Raw genomic sequence first — 19,456 nt, 5'->3', positions numbered from 1 at the left:
CTTTCGCGACACAAGGCCGCTCCTACACCAGTGAGCCCGACAACCGTTGGCCCACGCTAGCCAGTGCCGCGTATTACACCGGCAACGCCATGTAGAACTGCGTGCCCTGCCCCGGCCGTGAAAACACACCCATGCGCCCGCCGTGCAACTGCACGATCTCCTTGCACAACGCCAAGCCCAGCCCGGCGCCGCCTTTCTTGCGGCCAACCTGTACGAACGGCTCGAAAATCCGCCCCTGCTGGCCGTAGGCAATCCCTTCGCCGTTGTCTTCGACGCTGATGATCACCCGTTCGGCATGGCGCCGCGCATGCAGGCGGATACGCCCGCCGCTGGCGGTATGGCGGATGGCATTGTGCAGCAGGTTGTCGAGCACCCGCTCGATCTGCGCGATGTCCGCCTGGATGCGTGGCAGTGGCGGCTCCAACTCACACACCAGCTCTATCTGCTTGGCTGCAGCCTGCTCGGCAAAGCGCGCAACGGCGCGCTCGAACAGTTCATCCAGGGCGCACGGCGCCAGTTCAAGCTTTTGCAGCCCGCTCTGGTAGCGCGAGAAGTTGAGCAGGTCGTTGATCAATTGCGTCAGGCGCTGCATCTCTTCGCCGATGGTGTCGAGCAGGTCGTTCTCACGCGCCTCGGGCGGGAAGCTGATGCGCTCACGCAGCAGGCCAAAGGCCATGTGCATGCCGGTGACCGGGGTGCGCAGTTCGTGGGAGGCGCGTAGCACGAACTCGCTGCGCACACGCTCGAAGGCGCGCTGCTCGGTCACGTCGTGCAGCACCATCACCGCCCCCAGGATCGGCCCTTGCGGGTGGCTGACCGGGGTCAGGCTGTAGGTCAGCAGGCGGGTTTCGTCGTCCACTTCCAGGCTCAGGTCTTCTGGCGGGCGGTCCAGGCTGCCGCCGCGCAGCACCAGGTGCATCTGCTGTTCCAACTCCGGGCGTTGCAAGGCTTCGGCCAGGCTCACGCCGATGCGGCTCGGGTCCCAGCCCAATTGGCGCTGAGCCACCGGGTTGAGGTGCTCCAGGCGGCCTTGGCGGTCGATGATCAGCAAGCCATCGTCGATGCTGTCGAGCACAGCTTGCAGGCGCTGCTGGCCGGCCAGCAGTTCGTCGACATTCGTGGCCTGGTGTTTGCGCAGGGCATCGGCCATCAGCCCGAAACGGCGGGTCAGCAAGCTCAGTTCGCTGCCCTTGGTCACCGGCAAGGTCACATCGAAATTGCCTTGGCCTACCTGGTCGGCAGCCTTGGCCAGCGCCTCGATGGGTTGGCCGAAGCGCCGGGCAATGTTGTGCGCGGTCATGAACCCCAGCACCAGTACCGTCAGCCCCATCATGCCGAGCATGCCGCTGATCAGCAGTGCGCGGTCGCGGGAATGCTCTTCGGCGTGGATGATCTGCTCAAGGGTTTGCTTGTGCGAGTCGATCAGGTCATTGCGCACCTGGTTGAAGGCCGACCCCAGCGGTTGGTCGATGCCCATGCTGCGCGACGGCGCCGGGCTTTGCCGGTAGGCCTCGAGAAACGCCTGGTAGTTGCTTTTGGCCTGGTTGAAGCCTGCGTTGGGCACGCCCTCCTCCAGGCCTTGGCTGAGCAAGGTCTGAAAACGGCTTTGTAATGCCAGCAGGTTTTCCGGGACGGTGTCCGGGTCCAGAATCAGGTTCAGCTGTTCGCCCAGGTTCTGCCGCAATTGCAGGCCCAGCGACAGCGTGTGCGTAGTGTCCTGCACCAAACGTTGCTGCATGGTTGCCATCTGCAGCACACTGAACAGCCCCAACAGCAGGCCCAGCAACGCGACTGTGACCAGCGCCGAAATACTTAGAAAGAGCCGCGTGCGCAGCTTCATCGACCACTTCATAAGTTGTACTGCTTGCGCTTGCGGTACAGCGTCGAGGCATCGATGCCGAGGGTTTTCGCGGCCTGGTCGAGGGTGTCGCTGGCGGCCAGCACCGCACCGATGTGCGCCCGTTCCAGCTCATCCAGGCTCAGCGCCGCGCCAACACGCGGGGCGCTGCTGGTGGGCTGTTCGCCCATGCCCAGGTGGGTCACCTCCACACGCTCCTGCGGGCAGATGATGCTGGCCCGTTCCACCACGTTGCGCAGCTCGCGGATGTTGCCCGGCCAGCGGTAGTTGAGCAGCGCGGCGCGGGCTTCGTCGCTGAACCCACGGGCGGGGCGCGAGTACTCTTTGACGAAGCGGGCCAGGAAGCGGTCGGCCAGGGTCAGCACGTCCTCGCTGCGTTCGCGTAGCGGCGGCAGGTGCAGGGTGATCACGTTCAGGCGGTACAGCAGGTCTTCACGGAACCGCCCTTCGCGGACCATCTCCTCAAGGTTGAGGTTGGTCGCGGCCAGAATCCGCACATCGGCGCGGCGCGTCACTGGGTCGCCGACGCGCTCGTACTCCTTGTCCTGGATAAAACGCAGCAGCTTGGGCTGCAGGCTCAGCGGGAAGTCGCCGATTTCGTCGAGGAACAGGGTGCCGCCGTCGGCCTGGCTAACCCGCCCAAGGGTGCTCTCGCTGGCACCGGTAAAGGCGCCGCGGGTGTGACCGAACAGTTCGCTTTCCATCAGCTCGGCGTTCAGCGACGGGCAGTTGATGGTCACGCACGACTTGCGCGCGCGCTTGCTCCAGCCGTGGATGGCACGGGCCAGCTCGCCTTTACCGGTGCCCGACTCGCCCAGAATAAGGATGTTGGCATCGGTGGTTGCCACCTGGCGGGCCGTTTCCAGCACCACCATCATGGCCGGGCTGTGGGAATCCAGGCCGTCCTTGGGTTTGCGCACCTCGCCTTCGAGGGCTTCAAGGCGTGCCGAGAGCTGGCGCACTTCCAGTTGCTTGGCCGTGGCCAGGCGCAACTGGTCGGGGCTGCACGGTTTGACCAGGTAATCGGCAGCGCCGGCCTGAATGGCGTCTACGGCGGTGTCGATCGCCGAGTGGGCAGTGACGATGACCACGCGCATCCACGGTGCCTGGATGCGCATCTGGGCCAGCACATCGAGGCCGTTGTCCTCGCCCAGGCGCAAATCGAGAAAGCACAGGTCGAACACCTGGCGTTGCAGCAGGGTCTCAGCCTGGGCGGCACTGTTGGCGGTGGCGACGCTATAGCCCTCGTCTTCGAGGCAATAGCGGAAGGTGCGCAGGATCGCGGACTCGTCATCCACCAGCAGAATGCGGCCTTGCTTGTCCTGGACTGGCTCCATTTTCCTACGCTCCTTTGGGATTGATCTCAGTTAGTGTCGGAAAAATCGGGCAAGTTGCATGGTTGATTCTGATTGATTCCGCGCCATGCATGCTAGCTCTTAGCCGCCATGATGGCCAAGTCGTTGAAAACAGTGAAGTTATTAAGTGCCTGTGGGCTGGCATGGCGGTTGCGACGGTCACAGGTTGATGTATCTGTCAGGAGGTAAACACGATGCGATTCCCCCTTCGAACCCTGGTGATGGCCTGCAGTTTGTTGCCAATTATGATCGCCGCGCTGGCCGACCCCGTCCAGGACGCCCGCCTGGAAGGCTCATTGCAGACGGCGTTGTCCCTCAACCGCCTGCTCAACCCCTTCCCGATCAAGGTTGAAGTGGACGGCGCGCAGGCGCGCCTGAGCGGTGAAGTGGAAAACCCCGTCGAGCGCGACCTGGCCGAGCATGTGGCGCTGGCCACCCGTGGCATCGAACAGGTGGACAACCAGTTGCGCATCAACCCGGCACTGATCGAACACCCGCTGGAGCCGCGTGCCTATGCCCAACGCCTGGAGGACGCCACCCTCGGCGCCGTGGTGCGCGCCCGCCTGCTGTGGAGCCGGGTCACCGAGAAGTCGCCCATCGAGGTACAAAGCCGCGATGGCGTAGTCACCTTGCGCGGCAAGGTCGACAGCGCCGAGGCCAAGGAACTGGCCGGGGTGCTGGCACGCACCACTGACGGCGTGCACCTGGTCAACAATTTGGTGAGCCTGGACAGCACTGCCCTGGCCAAGGCCCGGGAAAAACCGGTGGATGCGCCCAGCGGGCCGCAGCCCAGCGACAGCTGGATCATCGACAAGATCCAGACCAGCTACCGCTTCAGCCGCAACCTGGACGGCCTGAATATCAAGGTGGCCAGTGCCGACGGCATGGTGCGGTTGTCTGGCGAGGTGGTCAGCAGCGAACAGCGCACCATTGCCGTGGACGTGGCGCGGCAGATCGTCGGCGTGCGGGGCGTGGACGCCGATTTGCTCAAGGTGGCCAGAAAGGTCGAAGGTTGAATCGTGCAAAACGCACGGCGCCACAGCGTGCATCGTGCAGGATACGTCCTTGAACTTTTTGAGATATTGCGTAACAGGTTGATTTATAAGGGTTTTTATATCGGTTAAAAGCTGGCATGCAGGCTGCAATGTCTTGTTCAGGTTTCATAAAACAAGTACGCAGTAAGCAGGAGGAGCTGGCATGAACCGCCCAAACGTCAACCGCACGCAATCCGCCGTTTTGCCAGCTCGCCAGGCGTTGATTCTTGGCATGGCCGTGCTGCTCACCTTGGCAGCCGGCCTGTTCTACTACAGCTGGCAGACCGCACGCCTGGCCGACCAGGTAGCGGCGCAAACCGCGCTGTTGACGCAGATGAAGGCGACCCGTGCCAGCACCTTGGTCCGAGCGGCCGAGCCAATGCCGGCCAGTGACACAGCTGCCCCTGCTGTACTTGAAACGGTTCAACCGCAAGAACGCTGGGTGTTCTGACACTTCGGCAAGGCTTTTTACGCACTCGATTACGCACAAGAAAGGAGAAACATCATGCTGAGCTGGGCTATCACTTTCCTGATCATCGCCATTGTCGCTGCCGTCCTGGGCTTCGGTGGTATCGCGGGCGCGGCTACTGGTATCGCGAAGATTCTGTTCATTGTCTTCCTGGTGCTGTTCGTAGCGTCCTTCATCTTCGGACGTCGCAGGGGCTGACCCATGAACAGGATGCTGGCCGGCGCCCTGCTACTGGGCGTCGTCACCACGGCCATGGCGGCCAATGACGGCCAGGTGCGTGCCAACCAAGTGTTGAGCACGGACCCCGAATACCGGGAAACCTGGCAGGACGCGATCAAGGGCGAGGAACGCCTGCCCGAGTGGGTGATCAACCTGAGCGGCAGCTCGCCGCTACAGATGTCGGCAGTGACCGAGGATGGTGACCAGTATCTGGTTGGCCCTCTTTGCGAGTCCGACAACAACTGCACCCACAAACGGCTGATCGTTGCTTTCAGCTGGGACAAGGACGATGCCTACGGGATGCTCGTGGAGGTGCCCGAAGGTTTGCCCGCGGACAAGTCGCCGACCCGCCACGCGGATTACCGCTGGCTCGGCAAGCCCGATGACGGCATGAAGGCCATGCTGCAGGAGCAGCTCAAGCGTGACCCCAACTGGTACTGAGGTTTTTTGTATCAGGGCACGCACTGTAACGAAATAGAAGCTGAACCAATCTATCGTTCTGGCTTCTATGATGCGCCGCATCGATGAGAAGCAGCGCATGACCAGGGGGCCGGGCTGTTCTGATTGCTACAGGATCGGAGTGGCCTAGGGGTACAGGGAGTACCTCCTTTATGGGCCGGGTCAGGAGAGGGTGGCATCGGAAGTTGCAGATCGGCCGCAGGCCGGTCTGGCTTCCGAAGCGCCTGATGCAGCATTCCTTCCTTATATAGGCACGGCTTGTCTGTAAGACACATTTTGTCGTGACCGTACATCGCTTTTTTTTCGACTGTCCGACCGGTCAGGTCAGGTGGCATTTCAGCCATTCGGATTGTCGAACATGCCATTCCTATCCTTCTGCATTAGCCGCCAAATCTGCCGAAATCTGGCGGTTCGGTCTTGTTCGGGTTTCCGAACGTTGAAAATCAAGGGCTTGCCGACGCCCGATTTGAGGGTCTCGCCTCATGCCGATTCGGCATGGGGTAGTCGTTTCCGGCATTAGACTGGCACCTTTACCATCGCAATAGTTGCCGCCTTTTTCCCCGGCCCGAGTACGTCTTTGGCGTGCTCGCGGTGACCTTTCATGGGGTCGCCGGGCGCAAGCAAAGGGTTGCAACGATGCTTTAAACAGCTCTGCAACGCGGGTTTGACGCCGGATGCCTGTGACCACTACAACAAAGGGTAATGACATGAAGAAGGCAAAACTGAGCCTCGCCTGGCAAATCGTGATCGGTTTGTTGCTGGGCGTTGCAGTCGGCGCGCTACTGAATCATTTCAGTGCAGAAAAGGCATGGTGGATCAGCAACATCCTCCAGCCCGCTGGCGACATCTTCATTCGTCTGATCAAGATGATCGTTGTCCCGATCGTGATCTCGTCGCTGATCGTGGGTATTGCCGGGGTTGGCGATGCGAAGAAACTTGGCAGTATTGGCCTCAAGACCATCCTCTACTTCGAGGTGGTGACCACCATTGCCATCGTCGTCGGCCTGGTGCTGGCCAACGTCTTCCACCCGGGCGCCGGCATCGACATGAGCACCCTGGGTACCGTCGATATCTCCAAGTACCAGGCGACCGCCGCCGAGGTGCAGCATGAGCACGCGTTCATCGAAACCCTGCTCAACCTGATCCCGTCGAATATCTTCGCAGCGCTGATGCGTGGCGAAATGCTGCCGATCATCTTCTTCTCGGTAATGTTCGGCATGGGCCTTTCGACCCTTAACGCCGACCTGCGCGAGCCGCTGGTGCGCACCTTCCAGGGCGTGTCGGAGACCATGTTCAAGGTCACCCACATGATCATGAACTACGCCCCGATCGGCGTATTCGCCCTGATCGCCGTGACCGTGGCCAACTTCGGCTTCGCCTCGCTGCTGCCGCTGGCCAAGCTGGTCGTGCTGGTGTACTTCGCCATCGCCTTCTTCGCCTTCATGGTGCTGGGCCTGGTGGCACGGGTGTTTGGCTTCTCGGTGATCAAGATCATGCGCATCATGAAAGATGAGCTGATCCTCGCCTACTCCACCTCCAGCTCCGAAACCGTGCTGCCGCGCGTGATCGAGAAGATGGAAAAGTACGGCGCGCCGAAGTCGATCTGCTCGTTCGTGGTGCCGACCGGCTACTCGTTCAACCTCGACGGCTCGACCCTGTACCAGAGCATCGCGGCTATCTTCATCGCCCAGCTGTACGGCATCGACCTGTCGATCGGCCAGCAGCTGATGCTGGTGCTGACCCTGATGGTCACCTCCAAAGGTATCGCCGGCGTGCCGGGCGTGTCGTTCGTGGTGCTGCTGGCTACCTTGGGCAGCGTTGGCATTCCGCTGGAAGGCCTGGCGTTCATCGCTGGCGTCGACCGCATCATGGACATGGCCCGTACCGCGCTGAACGTGGTGGGCAACGCCCTGGCCGCCGTGGTTATCGCCAAGTGGCAGGGTATGTACGACAGCGCCAAAGGCGAGGCGTACTACAACTCGGTGGTTGCCAAAGGCAAGAAAGACGCTGTTGTAGCAGGCGAGCCTGTTAACCAGTAAGCCGTTGCGCTGAACCAGAAAGCCCCGACTCGTCGGGGCTTTTTTGTGTTTGTGGCCAAAGCGACGCAGTGTGGTGCGTAGGAGCGGCCTTGTGTCGCGAAAGGGGCGCGCAGCGGCCCCAGGATCTCGGCTTCATGCAAGACCGCCGGGGCTGCTTCGCAGCCCTTTCGCGACGCAAGGCCGCTCCTACAGGCCGATTGCGCTATCATTCGGGCATTTTTCACAGGGGAATTCCGGGATGCTCAACGGCCTTTGGCTTGGCTTCTTCGTGGTGGCGGCCATCTCCGCCCTGGCGCAATGGCTGGTGGGCGGCAACGCCGGTATCTTCGCCGCCATGGTCGAGAGCATCTTTGCCATGGCCAAGCTTTCGGTGGAGGTCATGGTCCTGCTGTTCGGCACCCTGACGCTGTGGCTGGGCTTTCTCAAAATCGCCGAAAAAGCCGGCATCGTCGAATGGCTGGCCAAGGTCCTCGGGCCGCTGTTCGCCCGGCTGATGCCGGAAGTGCCACGCGGGCACCCGGCCCTGGGGCTGATCACCATGAACTTCGCCGCCAACGGCCTGGGCCTGGACAACGCCGCCACCCCCATCGGCCTCAAGGCCATGCGGGCGCTGCAGGAGCTCAACCCCAGCAGCACCACAGCAAGCAATGCGCAGATCCTGTTTCTGGTGCTCAACGCCTCGTCGCTGACGCTGCTGCCGGTGACCATCTTCATGTACCGCGCCCAGCAAGGGGCCATGGACCCCACCTTGGTGTTCCTGCCGATCCTGCTGGCCACCAGCGTGTCGACCCTGGTCGGCCTGCTGTCGGTGGCGGTGATGCAGCGCTTGCGCCTGTGGGACCCGGTGGTGCTCGCCTACCTGATCCCCGGTGCGTTGCTGCTGGGGTGCTTCATGGCGTTTCTGGGCACCTTGTCGGCAGCGGCGCTGGCCGGGCTTTCGTCGATCCTGGGCAACCTCACGCTGTTCGGGGTGATCATGCTGTTCGTGCTGGTTGGCGCGCTCAAGCGCGTGAAGGTGTACGAGGCGTTCGTCGAGGGCGCCAAGGAAGGCTTTGACGTGGCCAAGGCGCTGTTGCCGTATCTGGTCGCCATGCTGGTGGCAGTCGGTGTGCTACGCGCCTCAGGCGCCTTGGAGCTGGCCCTGGACGGCATTCGCCACGCCGTCAGTTGGCTGGGCCTGGACACCCGCTTTGTCGAGGGCCTGCCGACCGCGCTGGTCAAGCCATTCTCCGGCAGCGCGGCGCGGGCCATGCTGATCGAGACCATGCAGACCCACGGTGTCGACAGCTTCCCGGCGCTGGTGGCGGCGACTATTCAGGGCAGCACCGAAACCACCTTCTACGTGCTGGCAGTGTACTTCGGTGCGGTGGGCATCCAGCGTGTGCGCCACGCCGTGGGATGTGCGCTGCTGGCCGAGTTCTCCGGGGTGGTCGCGGCGATCTTCGTCTGCTACTGGTTCTTCGCCTGAGCCACGGTCCAGTCGATCACCTGGCGCGTCAGCTGGTCGCTGGCCGTACCGAAGCCGCGCACCACTCGCGGCACATCGGTGTGGTCGAGGTGCTCGCGGACTTCGAAGCGTTTGCTGGCCAGAATACGTTGGGTACGCCCATCGATCAGCCGCGCGTCATAGCGGATCACCACTTCCACCACGCGCCAGTAGCGGTATTCGCTCTGAAACGCCTGTAGCTCGCCGCCCAGCTCGTAGTCGGCCTGCAGGTTGCTGTCATCGGCGCTCAGGCGCTGCACCCGGCCATCGCGCTGGAAACCATCCAGCAGGCGGTTGCGCACCAGCAGCGGCACCGGGTCGCTCCAGCGGGCGCCCTTGTAGCTGCTGAGCACATCACCCTGCGGGATAACCGCGATGCGTGGCCCCGACAGTGTTTCGCTGGCCAGCGGCTTGTTCACCCGCAATGACCAGCCCAGCGCTGCCGGGCTTGCGCTGCCTTGGCCAACGGGCAAGCGGTAGATATCCACAGGCGCGCTCTGCGGCAGGATCGAGCAGGCGGTGAGCAGGCTCAGTGAAGCGCTGAGGGCGAGCAGGCGCAGCGACGCGATCATGGCTGGAACTCCTTGTTGTTGTCGCGGCCCAGCAGGTAGCCGCTGGGGTCGGCTTCCAGGCGCCGGGAGATGCCTTTGAGCGAATTGAGGGTCTCGCGCAGCTCGCGAATGGCCGGGGCAACCTGGTTCAGGCCCTGGGCGCCATCGTCGATGGCCTGGCGGTTGTCCTGCAACAGGCGGTTGAGGGTGGCGCTGGTCTCGGCCAGCGACTGCATGGCCTGTTCGGCGCTGCCGATGGCTTGCTTGCCCTGGGTGCCGAGCAGGCCGTTGGCGTTGCGCATCAGCGCCTGGGTTTCGGCCAGGGTGGCGTTGGCCTGGCGGCCCACTTCGGCAAGCTGGGCCAGGGTGTCGGCGATGCCGCCCTTTTTGCTGGCGAAGGCGCCGGTGGTCTGGTCGAGGTTGGCCAGGGTGTTGCTCAAGTGCTCGACGTTGCGCTCGGAGAACATCTGGTTGGCGTTGTGCAGCAGCAGGTTGATATTGGTGACCAGGTCGCTGCTGTCGTTGAGCAGGCGTGAAATGGGCGAGGGCGAGGCGATGATGATCGGCAGCTTGCCGTCCTTGCCCTTGAGTTCGGGGCTTTGCGGGGTGCCGCCGCTGAGCTGGATGAAGGCATTGCCGGTCACCCCGGCCAGGGTCAGCTTGGCCTGGGTGTCTTCCTTGACCGGCGTGTCGCCGCTCAGGCGCACCCGCGCCAGCACCCGGCGCGGGTCCTGCGGGTCGAGGCGCAGGGTGCTCACATCGCCGACCTTGATGCCGTTGTATTGCACCGGGCTGCCGCGTGACAAGCCCGACACCGCCTCGTTGAACACCACCTCGTAGTCCTTGAACGCATCGTCGACGCTGGACTTGGTCAGCCACAGGCCGAACAGCATGGCGCCGGCCACCACCAGCACGGTGATCAGGCCGATCAGGACATGATGAGCTCGGGTTTCCATCGTTCAGCGCTCCTGGCGGGCGCGCAGGGCGGCATCGTCGGCCGCCCGGCCACGCGGGCCGTGAAAATAGTCGTGAATCCACGGGTCATCGGCCTGCGCCACGCTGCTCAGCGGGCCGGCGACCAGCACCTTTTTCTGCGCCAGCACCGCCACGCGGTCGGTGATGGTGTACAGCGTGTCGAGGTCGTGGGTAATCAAAAACACCGACAGCCCCAGGGCATCGCGCAGGGTGAGGATGAGTTGGTCGAAGTCGGCGGCGCCGATGGGGTCGAGGCCGGCGGTGGGTTCGTCGAGGAACAGGATGTCTGGGTCCAGCGCCAGGGCGCGGGCCAGCGCTGCGCGCTTGATCATGCCGCCTGACAGCGAGGCGGGGTATTTGTCGGCGGCGCTGATCGGCAGCCCGGCCAGCGCCAGCTTGACTCCGGCCAAGTGCTCGGCGTCGGCGCGTGACAGGCCGGCGTGTTCGATCAGTGGCAAGGCGACGTTTTCGGTCACCGTCAGCGACGAGAACAGCGCGCCCTTCTGGAACAACACGCCGAAGCGCCGCTCGACCTGCGAGCGTTGGCGTTCATCGAGGCCGGCCAGGTCCTGGCCGAACACCGTCACCCTGCCCTCGTTAGCCTGGCGCAGGCCAATGATGCTGCGCAGCAGCACCGACTTGCCGCTGCCCGAGCCGCCGACCACGGCGAGGATCTCGCCGCGATACAGGTCCAGGTCGAGGTTCTCGTGCACCGTCTGGCTGCCGAAGCGATTGCACAGGCCCCGGGCTTGGATCACCGCCTCCGTCACCAGCCCATCTCCATGAAGAACAGCGCGGCGATCGCATCCAGCACGATCACCACGAAGATCGATTGCACCACCGCCGAGGTGGTGTGGGCACCGACCGATTCGGCGCTGCCGCTGACTTTGAAGCCTTCAAGGCAGCCAATGGCCGCGATCAGGAAGGCGAAGAACGGCGCCTTGGCCAGGCCCACCAGAAAATGCTGCACACCGATATCGGTTTGCAGCAGCGACAGGAACATCGCCGGGGAGATGCCCAGCGACAACGCGCAGACCACCGCCCCGCCGACCATGCCGCAGATCATCGCGACAAAGGTCAGCAGCGGCAGTGCGATCAACAGCGCCAGCACCCGCGGCACCACCAGCAGTTCGATGGGGTTCAGGCCCAGGGTGCGGATGGCGTCGATTTCTTCGTTGGCCTTCATCGAGCCGATTTGCGCGGTAAAGGCGCTGGCGGTGCGCCCGGCCATGAGGATGGCGGTCAGCAGCACGGCAAATTCGCGCAGGAACGAGAAGGCAACCAGGTCGACGGTAAAGATTGTCGCGCCAAAGGCGGCCAGCACCGTGGCCCCGAGAAATGCCACCACGGCCCCGACCAGAAATGTCAGCAAGGCAACGATGGGGGCGGCATCCAGGCCGGTTTGCTCAAGGTGGGCAACCAGCGGTGTCATGCGCCAGCGCTGGGGCTGGAACAGGCGCAGCAGCAGGGTTTGCAGGATCAGGCCGATGAAGCCGAGCACCTGCAGGGTGTCCTGCCAAAGCGCATCCACCGCACGGCCGATGCGGCCGAGCAACTGGACCAGTACCGGGCGCTCGGGTTGTTTGACCGGGATGCAGTAGTTTTGTACCGAACGGTAGACGGTCTGCAGCAAGGCGCGGTTGGCTTCGCTGAGGGTGCTGGTGCAGCGTTCCAGGCGCTCGGCGCCGAGCAGCTCGGCCAGCAGCGAGGCGCCGGCCGTATCGAGCCGGCCGAGCTGGCTGAGGTCGACTGCGGTGTCTGGCGAGTACTGGCTGCGCAGTTGCTCGCAGGTGCGCTTGAGGCTGGCGTAGTGGGCCAGGGTCCAGTCGCCGGCAATGCGCAGGCTAGAGGGCTGCTGGTGATCCAGGGTTGCGCTCGGGGCGGTCATAGGCTCCATGCATCTGACGGTGGGCACAGAGGCTGATCATAGCGCAGCGGGGTGGGTGGGGTTTGTTGAAAATGTGCTCGATCAGCAGACTGGCCCCCTCTGTAGGAGCGGCCTTGTGCCGCGAAAGGGCCGCGTAGCGGCCCCAGGATTTCGGCCTCATGCAAAATGGCCGGGGCTGCTGCGCAGCCCTTTCGCGACACAAGGTCGCTCCTACAGGGGTTGCGCGGAGGCTGGGGGTTCGTCGACCACCTTGAAACGCAGCACGCCGATCACCTGGCCATCTTCGGTCAATACCCGCACCTGCCACTTGCCCACCGGGTTGGGCGGGAAGTTCTGCTTGCGGGTCCAGGCCCGGTAGCCTTCCTTGCGCCCGCCATGGATATCCAGGGCGATGCGGTCGACCTCTTTGCCGTTGAACTGCCACACATGGTAGATGCGCTCGTCCAGCCCGCGTGGCGCGTTGATTGCGGTGTAGGCATACAGCCCGCCACTGCGAATGCGGCTGGCGGAGATTTCGTCCAGCGATTCACCCGGCTTGCGGTTGATCACCTCGGTGCTCACCGCTACATCGGTCAGCCACAGCGTCGCCGGCGGCACCCATGAGCGCAGCAGCCAGCCGCCACCGCCCACCGCCAGCGTCACCAGCACCAGCGCCACAGCGCGCCGCCAGGTGCGGATCGGGAAGCTGCTGGCAAGGCTTGGGAACGACAGCACCATGGCCGCCACCAGCGCCAGCTTGAAGCTTTGCGCGGTGGTCAGGTGCAGGATGATCGGCAGCGCGGTCAACATCGCCGCGAACAGGGTCAGGGTGTGCAGGGCGAGGAACAGCCAGCGCCGGGGTGCCAGCCAGCGGTAGTACAGCGGGTCGACGATCGACACCAGCCCCGCCGCCGCCAGCAGGCCGGTAAACACCAGTTGCCCGCTGTTCCAGGTGGTGGTGATGAAGAAGAACGGCAGGACGAAGAACAGGCTCTCTTGGTGGATCATCTGCGTGGCGTAACGCAGCAGCGGCTGTGGGATCTCGCGCTTGAAGGTGCGCGCAAACAGCCCGGTGAGGGTGTTTTCGAGCATCAGCCACACCCAGCTGACCAGCATCAGGATGGCGATCCAGCTGGCAAGGCCGGCCTGGCGGTCGACCAGGATGAAGCTGCCGATACCGGACAGGAAGCCACCGAGGGCGATCACGCCGGGGTAGCGCTTGAGAAGCTCGATTACGCGCAGGACAAAAGTGGGAATAGGCGGCATGGGTCTGCAACAGGGGCTGAGTTGGCGTCGCCCGCCCCCGGTTAACCCTGGGAGCGGGCTCGCCCCGCAATGGGGCTTGGCAAATGGCCCACAGGATACCGCCGAATCACTGCTGGCGTGTAGCACCGCTGGGCTTGGCAGCCGGCTTGCGGCGCCAGCTGATCAGCCCGACGGCGAGAATCAGCCCCAAGCCCAGCGCCACCAGCCCGTAGAACTCGTCATAGCCCAGCAAGGGTTTTTCGATGCGCAGGTAGCCCGGCTCCTTGAGCAGCGCTTGCAGCGCCGCATCGGCCTGCTTGAGGCTGACCTCACGCAGTTTGCGCGCCGGGTCCGTGAAGCGGCCGTTGTCGTAGTCGGTGAGTGCGCCCCAGTAATAATCGGCAAGTGCCGTATTGCCCTGGGTGGTCCAGCTTTCGCGGGCGACGGCGGCGTCCTTGATGCGGGCGAAGGTGTCAGGGTCGAGGCCGTTCTTGCGCAGGTGCTCGAACAGGTCTTCAAGCACCTTCACCGCCTTGTCGAGGTCATCGCGCTCAAGGTCGGCATGCAGGCTCATCAGGCCGCTGTCGCCAAAGCTCTCGCGCTGCACCGAGGGGCCGTACGACAGGCCGTGGCGCAGGCGCAACTGGTCGTACAGCGCCCAGTCCAGGTAGCGCGACAGCAGCTCGAGGGTCTGGTCGTTACCGTCTTCGAGGGTGGGTTCGATGAACAGCCAGTGCAGCTTGACGCTGTCGCCCAGCCAGCCGCGAGTGAGGTCGCGACGTTGCTCGGCCTGCTGGCTGATGGTCTCCAGGTTGCGCCGCTCTTCGGGCTCGCTGGCCGGCAGCTCGCCATAGGTGCGTTCAAGGTAGGCCGGCAGCAGGCGGTCGAGGCCGCCGACCATGATCAGGGTCATGTTGTTGGCGGCGTACCAGCGCTCGCGCAACTGCTGCACCTGGGCCAGGGTCATGTCGTCGAGGTCGGAGCGCTCCTTGCACTTGAGGCCGAGTTCGGTGGCCAGTTGGTCGCTGGCCGGGTGGCCGACCTGCTGGCGGTCCAGCCAACGTTGCAGGTGGCCGTAGTGGCCGCCGTCCTCGCGCTCGATGATGCGCTTGGCATTGGCCAGCGCCTTGTCATCGATGTGGGCCTCGCGTAGCACGGCCAGCAGCAGGTCGAGCACTTTGCGCTGGTTGCGCGCCGGGGCTTCGATCACGAACGTGGTGTCGGCGCTGCTGGTGAAGGCGTTCCATTCGCCGCCCAGGGCTTGCAGGCGCTCTTCAAGGCCGCCTTCGCCGGTTTCGTCGACGCCGCTGAACATCAGGTGTTCGAGCAGGTGCGGAAGCTCCCGCTGGCTGCAGCCGAAGTCGTCCAGGCCCACGCCTACCACCAGGCGGATCGACACATGGTCGCGCTCGTAGCCGGACTTGAGGATCACCTGCAGGCCGTTGGGCAACAGGTAGCCCTCCACCCGCGAACGGTCGAGGGCAAGGCTGGGCAAGCTGCAGATCAGCAGGCAAACGAACATCAGGCAACGCATAAGCGAGCTTCGGTCTCCGGGTGCGTGGGGTTACGGCTGGCGGGCTTCGTCCGGCACGCTGTCGAGCATCAGCCCTCCGGTGTCGGTCCCGCCCAGTACCACATAGGCACTGCTACAGAACAAAGAGTTCAACCGCTTCATGTCGGCGATCAGCTCCAAGTGTAGCGAACTGGTTTCGATACTCTGCATCACTTTGCGTTGCAGGCGGCTGACATGGGCATGGGCCATGCGCCGTTCCTGGGCGCGGAAACGGCGTTTTTCGCGCAGCAGCAGCTGTGCGCTTTCGGGGTCGGCGCTGAGAAACACCGACAGGCCCAGGCGCAGGTTGGACGACAATTGCTCTTGCAGGCCGGTCAATTCTTCGAGGCCGATTTCGGAGAAGTTGCGCCGCTGCGAGGTTTTTTGCTGCTGCACCTTGCGCAGCATGCGCTCGATCAGGTCGCCTGACAGCTTGAGGTTGATCGCCAGCTCGATGATTTCTGCCCAGCGCCGGTTTTCGGCTTCGCTGAGGTCTTCGCGGGGCATTTGCGCCAGGTACAGCTTGATCGCGCTGTACAGCGCTTCGGCATCTTCGACCAAGGTGCGCACCTGTTGCGGCAGCGCGGTTTGCGTACCGCGCAAGGCACCGAGCATGGCGTCGAGCAGGTTGTCGATGATGTCGCCCAGGCGCAGGGTTTCGCGGGCGGCGTTGGCCAAGGCCAGGCTTGGCGTGGTCAGCGCCGAGGGGTCGAGGTGGCGCGGCTTGATCTGGCCGTTGCCGTGGTCGCGCTCGGGCAGCAGCGTGTTGCACAGGCGGCCCATGTAGCGAACGGTGGGCAGCATGATCAGGCAGCGCAGGGTGTTGTAGAGCAGGTGGAAGCCGATCACCAGCTCTTGCGGGCTGAAGTTCAGGCTGTCCATCCACGCCACCAGCGGGTGCAGCACCGGGATGATCAGCACCAGGCCGATCAGCTTGTACAGCAGGCTGCCCAGCGCCACCCGGCGCCCGGCGGTGTTCTGCATGCTGGTGCTGATGAAGGCCAGCAAGCCGCTGCCAATGTTGGCGCCGACCACCAGGCCAATGGCCACCGGCAAGCTGATGACCTCGGCGCCGGCCAGGGTGGCGGTCAGCAGCACGGCGGCCAGGCTTGAATAAGTGATCATGGCAAACAACGCGCCGACCAAGGCATCGAGCAGGATGTCGCCGGTCAGCGAGGCGAACAGCACTTTCACGCCCTGGGCGTGGGTGATCGGCGCCGCTGCCTGCACGATCAGCTCAAGTGCCAGGATGATCAGCCCAAGGCCAATGGCCACCCGGCCCATCTGGCCGACGCGGGTCTGCTTGCGTGAAAGAAAGAAGATTACCCCGAGGAACAGCAGCAGCGGCGACAGCCACGACAGGTCGAAGGTCAGCACGCGGGCCATCAGCGCCGTGCCGACATCGGCGCCAAGCATGATCGCCAGGGCCGGGGTCATGGCCATGAGGCCCTGGCCGACGAACGAGGTGACCAGCATGGCGGTGGCGTTGCTGCTTTGCACCACGGCGGTAACGACAATACCGGCGAGGAACGCCAGCGGGCGCTTGTCCATGTTCTGGCTGAGCACGCGGCGCAGGTTGGAGCCGTACACGCGCAAGATGCCGGTACGCACGATGTGCGTACCCCACACCAGCAGCGCCACGGCGGAAAGCAGGTTGAGCAAGGTCAGCATGGTCAGGCCCCCTGATGCTATGCCCCTGTGCAGGGCCAATGGGTCACGCGGTGAGCCTGGCCCGGGGGTGGGCTTTGGTTTTTTACAGGGCTCATTGAAGCTTTAGTTGCTTTGCGCGGTTGCTGCCAGCTTGGCATGCCTGACACATATTTGAAACATTGGCCGCACGCTGATAGGGCAACTGTAGGAGCGGCCTTGTGCCGCGAAAGGGCTGCGAAGCGGCCCCAGGATTTGGGCCTCATGCACAATCGCCGGGGCTGCTGCGCAGCCCTTTCGCGACACAAGGCCGCTCCTACACGATTGGCCTAGGGCTGTGCCTCGTCCTTGCGCGCACGGGCGGTGCGCATGCGGATGTTGATGGCCTCGACCGCCAGCGAGAACGCCATGGCGAAGTACACATAGCCCTTGGGCACATGCACATCGAAAGCTTCGGCGATCAGCACGGTACCGACGACCATCAGGAACGAAAGCGCGAGCATCTTCAGCGATGGGTGCTTGTCGATGAAGTCGCTGATGGCGCCGGCGCAGAGCATCATCACCAGTACCGCGACGATGATCGCGGCGACCATCACCGGTACGTGCGACACCATGCCGACCGCTGTGATCACCGAGTCCAGGGAGAACACGATGTCGATGATGGCGATCTGGATGATGGTGTACAGGAACTGCCCGCCCGCCCCTTTCGGGTCGTCGCTGGCTTCTTCTTCGCCTTCCAGGCCTTGGTAGATTTCCTGCGAGCTTTTCCACAGCAGGAACAGCCCGCCGAAGAACAGAATCAGGTCGCGGCCCGAAATGCCTTGGCCGAAGACCTGGAACAGGTCGGCCGTCAGGCGCATGACCCAGGTGATCGACAGCAGCAGCATGATCCGCGTGACCATCGCCAGCGCCAGGCCGAATATCCGCGTGCGCGGCTGCATGTGCTTGGGCATGCGGCTGACTAGGATCGAGATCATGATGATGTTGTCGATCCCGAGCACGATCTCAAGGGCAGTCAGGGTGAAAAAGGCAACCCAGATTTCCGGGTTGGTGAGCCATTCCATGTGTATTCCTTCGAACGATTAAAGGCCAGGCGCCCCACGCTGGGGGCCTGGCGGTGGGGTGATGCGTCTGTATCAGAGGCTGCTGAACAGCGGGAACGTGCCCAGCACCAGTGCTGCAACCATGATGCACAGGCACACCAGCACGGCCCATTTGAGGGTGAAGCGCTGGTGGTCGCCGAACTCGATGCCGGCCAGGGCAACCAGCAGGTAAGTCGAGGGCACCAGCGGGCTGAGCAGGTGCACCGGCTGGCCAACGATCGAGGCGCGGGCCATTTCTACCGGGGTGACGCCATAGTGGCTGGCGAAGTCGGCCAGCACCGGCAGCACGCCGTAGTAGAAGGCGTCGTTGGACATGAAGAAGGTGAACGGCATGCTCACCAGCGCGGTGATGACCGCCATGTACGGGCCAAACGCCTCGGGGATCACTGCCAGCAGGCTTTTGGACATGGCCTCGACCATGCCGGTGCCGGACAGGATGCCGGTGAAGATGCCGGCGGCGAAGATCAGCCCGCTGACGGCCAGCACGCTGGAAGCGTGGGCGGCGATGCGGTCTTTCTGCTGTTGCAGGCAGGGGTAGTTGACGATCATGGCGATACTGAAGGCGATCATGAACAGCACCGGCAGCGGCAGTACACCGGCAATCAGCGCCACCATCAGGGCGGCGGTCAGGGCGCCGTTGAACCAGATCAGCTTGGGGCGACGGGCTTCAGGGAACTGCGAGACGCTGATTGCGCTGTGGTCGGTGTCATCGGTGGGCAGGTGCAGCTCACCCAGGCGGGCGCGCTCACGCTTGCCGTACCAGTAGGCGATGGCGAGGATCGCCAGCACGCCGAAGGCCATGGCCGGGATCATCGGCACGAAGATGTCCGAAGGGTCGACGTGCAGGGCGCTGGCGGCGCGAGCGGTCGGGCCGCCCCAGGGGGTCATGTTCATCACCCCACCGGCCAGGATGATCAGGCCGGCCATGATCCGTGGGCTCATGCCCAGGCGGCTGTACATCGGCAACATGGCCGCGCAGCAGATCATGTAGGTGGTGGCGCCGTCACCGTCGAGCGAGACCACCAGGGCCAGCACGGCGGTGCCTACCGAGACTTTCAGCGGGTCGCCTTTGACCAGCTTGAGGATCTTGCGCACGGCCGGGTCGAACAGGCCGGAGTCGATCATCAGGGCGAAATACAGAATGGCGAACATCAGCATGACGCCGGTGGGCGCGAGCTTGCTGATGCCTTGCAGCATCATCGGGCCGATGTCGCTGTAGAAGCCGCCGAACAGGGCGAACAGGATCGGTACCAGAATCAACGCGATCAAGGCCGACAGGCGCTTGGTCATGATCAGGTACATGAAGGTGATGACCATGGCAAAGCCGAGGAAGGTCAGCATGGCGGTACTCCAGGCGTGGCGCGAAAGTAGGGACGATTCGGGCGGGTCAGCGCGTCGGGCGCTGCGCGAGGAGCAAAGGGGGGGCTGCTGCGAAAAGGCGGGTACACGAAGACATCTGGATCACCATTGTTTTTGTAATTGTTGATAGCGCCGGGCGCGGACGTATCCGCAGGCCCTGGCTGACCGGTCTTGTGCCGGTAGTGGCGCTATCCTATGCGGGCAAGCTTTCAGCCAGCTTTCGGCTGTGGCGAGGCGA

Annotated in this window: 17 protein-coding genes; 6 read left to right on the top strand and 11 right to left on the bottom strand. The window is 63.7% G+C overall.

Features of this window, described 5'->3' with window-relative positions; translation table 11 throughout:
- Positions 1–73: 73 nt before the first annotated feature.
- Positions 74–1,852, bottom strand: a complete 1,779-nt coding sequence (locus tag HU720_RS13325) for a KinB sensor domain-containing domain (RefSeq protein WP_186520392.1) — start codon at positions 1,850–1,852, stop codon at positions 74–76.
- Positions 1,849–3,195, bottom strand: coding sequence for a sigma-54-dependent response regulator transcription factor AlgB (gene algB / locus HU720_RS13320; RefSeq protein ID WP_186520391.1), 1,347 nt, complete (start codon positions 3,193–3,195; stop codon positions 1,849–1,851). The genes HU720_RS13325 and algB overlap by 4 nt, the downstream gene beginning before the upstream one ends.
- 212 nt (positions 3,196–3,407) lie before the next feature.
- On the opposite strand from algB, the gene HU720_RS13315 reads away from it, so the two are divergent.
- From HU720_RS13315 to HU720_RS13290, 6 genes are all read left to right on the top strand, one after another.
- Entirely contained in the window at positions 3,408–4,229 is an 822-nt protein-coding gene (locus tag HU720_RS13315) for a BON domain-containing protein (RefSeq protein ID WP_186520390.1), read from the top strand.
- Positions 4,230–4,410: 181 nt separating this feature from the next.
- The gene (locus HU720_RS13310) at positions 4,411–4,698 is read left to right on the top strand and encodes a hypothetical protein (protein ID WP_186520389.1); all 288 of its coding nucleotides are present in this window, start codon (positions 4,411–4,413) and stop codon (positions 4,696–4,698) included.
- Between the two features lie 54 nt (positions 4,699–4,752).
- Complete coding sequence (locus HU720_RS13305) at positions 4,753–4,914, top strand: DUF1328 domain-containing protein (protein WP_186520388.1); 162 nt, start codon at positions 4,753–4,755, stop codon at positions 4,912–4,914.
- Positions 4,915–4,917: 3 nt separating this feature from the next.
- Positions 4,918–5,376 carry an inhibitor of vertebrate lysozyme family protein gene (locus tag HU720_RS13300; protein WP_186520387.1) on the top strand — a complete coding sequence of 153 codons (459 nt, stop codon included), beginning with the start codon at positions 4,918–4,920 and terminating at the stop codon, positions 5,374–5,376.
- Between the two features lie 725 nt (positions 5,377–6,101).
- Positions 6,102–7,433 carry a glutamate/aspartate:proton symporter GltP gene (gene gltP, locus HU720_RS13295; RefSeq protein WP_186520386.1) on the top strand — a complete coding sequence of 444 codons (1,332 nt, stop codon included), beginning with the start codon at positions 6,102–6,104 and terminating at the stop codon, positions 7,431–7,433.
- 238 nt (positions 7,434–7,671) lie between these two features.
- Positions 7,672–8,901 carry a spore maturation protein gene (locus HU720_RS13290; RefSeq protein ID WP_186520385.1) on the top strand — a complete coding sequence of 410 codons (1,230 nt, stop codon included), beginning with the start codon at positions 7,672–7,674 and terminating at the stop codon, positions 8,899–8,901.
- Here the strand turns inward: HU720_RS13290 and HU720_RS13285 are convergent.
- The 9 genes from HU720_RS13285 to HU720_RS13245 all read right to left on the bottom strand — a co-directional run bounded on the left by HU720_RS13285 (position 8,883) and on the right by HU720_RS13245 (position 19,200).
- A complete protein-coding gene (locus tag HU720_RS13285) occupies positions 8,883–9,491 on the bottom strand; it encodes an ABC-type transport auxiliary lipoprotein family protein (protein WP_186520384.1) in 609 nt (202 codons plus the stop codon). The two genes, HU720_RS13290 and HU720_RS13285, sit on opposite strands and share 19 nt — an antisense overlap.
- Entirely contained in the window at positions 9,488–10,426 is a 939-nt protein-coding gene (locus tag HU720_RS13280; RefSeq protein ID WP_186520383.1) for an MlaD family protein, read from the bottom strand. Before HU720_RS13280 ends, HU720_RS13285 begins: the two co-directional genes overlap by 4 nt.
- 3 nt (positions 10,427–10,429) lie before the next feature.
- Positions 10,430–11,218: an ATP-binding cassette domain-containing protein gene (locus HU720_RS13275; RefSeq protein ID WP_186520402.1), complete on the bottom strand. Its 789-nt coding sequence runs from the start codon at positions 11,216–11,218 to the stop codon at positions 10,430–10,432.
- A complete protein-coding gene (locus HU720_RS13270) occupies positions 11,212–12,342 on the bottom strand; it encodes an MlaE family lipid ABC transporter permease subunit (RefSeq protein WP_186520382.1) in 1,131 nt (376 codons plus the stop codon). The genes HU720_RS13275 and HU720_RS13270 overlap by 7 nt, the downstream gene beginning before the upstream one ends.
- Positions 12,343–12,543: 201 nt before the next feature.
- Complete coding sequence (locus HU720_RS13265) at positions 12,544–13,578, bottom strand: DUF5924 family protein (RefSeq protein WP_186520381.1); 1,035 nt, start codon at positions 13,576–13,578, stop codon at positions 12,544–12,546.
- A gap of 106 nt (positions 13,579–13,684) precedes the next feature.
- Positions 13,685–15,091, bottom strand: coding sequence for a pitrilysin family protein (locus HU720_RS13260; RefSeq protein WP_186520380.1), 1,407 nt, complete (start codon positions 15,089–15,091; stop codon positions 13,685–13,687).
- A gap of 30 nt (positions 15,092–15,121) precedes the next feature.
- Entirely contained in the window at positions 15,122–16,780 is a 1,659-nt protein-coding gene (locus tag HU720_RS13255) for a Na/Pi cotransporter family protein (protein WP_186520379.1), read from the bottom strand.
- Positions 16,781–17,085: 305 nt separating this feature from the next.
- The gene (locus HU720_RS13250) at positions 17,086–17,820 is read right to left on the bottom strand and encodes a TerC family protein (RefSeq protein WP_186520378.1); all 735 of its coding nucleotides are present in this window, start codon (positions 17,818–17,820) and stop codon (positions 17,086–17,088) included.
- Positions 17,821–17,892: 72 nt separating this feature from the next.
- Entirely contained in the window at positions 17,893–19,200 is a 1,308-nt protein-coding gene (locus tag HU720_RS13245) for a CitMHS family transporter (RefSeq protein WP_186520377.1), read from the bottom strand.
- Between the last annotated feature and the right edge of the window lie 256 nt (positions 19,201–19,456).

The sequence above is a fragment of the Pseudomonas sp. SWRI51 genome, assembly GCF_014268825.1.
Classification (GTDB): Bacteria; Pseudomonadota; Gammaproteobacteria; order Pseudomonadales; family Pseudomonadaceae; genus Aquipseudomonas; species Aquipseudomonas farsensis.
Note: the sequence above shows the minus strand (reverse complement) of the source record. Positions and strands in the feature narration are given on the sequence as shown.

Excerpts from the sequence above, each read along its gene's own strand:
- gltP (WP_186520386.1), top strand. The coding sequence starts at position 6,102 with ATGAAGAAGGCAAAACTGAGCCTCGCCTGGCAAATCGTGATCGGTTTG.
- HU720_RS13265 (WP_186520381.1), bottom strand. The coding sequence starts at position 13,578 with ATGCCGCCTATTCCCACTTTTGTCCTGCGCGTAATCGAGCTTCTCAAG.
- HU720_RS13290 (WP_186520385.1), top strand. The coding sequence starts at position 7,672 with ATGCTCAACGGCCTTTGGCTTGGCTTCTTCGTGGTGGCGGCCATCTCC.
- HU720_RS13310 (WP_186520389.1), top strand. The coding sequence starts at position 4,411 with ATGAACCGCCCAAACGTCAACCGCACGCAATCCGCCGTTTTGCCAGCT.
- HU720_RS13245 (WP_186520377.1), bottom strand. The coding sequence starts at position 19,200 with ATGCTGACCTTCCTCGGCTTTGCCATGGTCATCACCTTCATGTACCTG.
- HU720_RS13300 (WP_186520387.1), top strand. The coding sequence starts at position 4,918 with ATGAACAGGATGCTGGCCGGCGCCCTGCTACTGGGCGTCGTCACCACG.
- HU720_RS13325 (WP_186520392.1), bottom strand. The coding sequence starts at position 1,852 with ATGAAGTGGTCGATGAAGCTGCGCACGCGGCTCTTTCTAAGTATTTCG.
- algB (WP_186520391.1), bottom strand. The coding sequence starts at position 3,195 with ATGGAGCCAGTCCAGGACAAGCAAGGCCGCATTCTGCTGGTGGATGAC.
- HU720_RS13270 (WP_186520382.1), bottom strand. The coding sequence starts at position 12,342 with ATGGAGCCTATGACCGCCCCGAGCGCAACCCTGGATCACCAGCAGCCC.
- HU720_RS13285 (WP_186520384.1), bottom strand. The coding sequence starts at position 9,491 with ATGATCGCGTCGCTGCGCCTGCTCGCCCTCAGCGCTTCACTGAGCCTG.
- HU720_RS13315 (WP_186520390.1), top strand. The coding sequence starts at position 3,408 with ATGCGATTCCCCCTTCGAACCCTGGTGATGGCCTGCAGTTTGTTGCCA.
- HU720_RS13250 (WP_186520378.1), bottom strand. The coding sequence starts at position 17,820 with ATGGAATGGCTCACCAACCCGGAAATCTGGGTTGCCTTTTTCACCCTG.
- HU720_RS13260 (WP_186520380.1), bottom strand. The coding sequence starts at position 15,091 with ATGCGTTGCCTGATGTTCGTTTGCCTGCTGATCTGCAGCTTGCCCAGC.
- HU720_RS13255 (WP_186520379.1), bottom strand. The coding sequence starts at position 16,780 with ATGCTGACCTTGCTCAACCTGCTTTCCGCCGTGGCGCTGCTGGTGTGG.
- HU720_RS13280 (WP_186520383.1), bottom strand. The coding sequence starts at position 10,426 with ATGGAAACCCGAGCTCATCATGTCCTGATCGGCCTGATCACCGTGCTG.
- HU720_RS13305 (WP_186520388.1), top strand. The coding sequence starts at position 4,753 with ATGCTGAGCTGGGCTATCACTTTCCTGATCATCGCCATTGTCGCTGCC.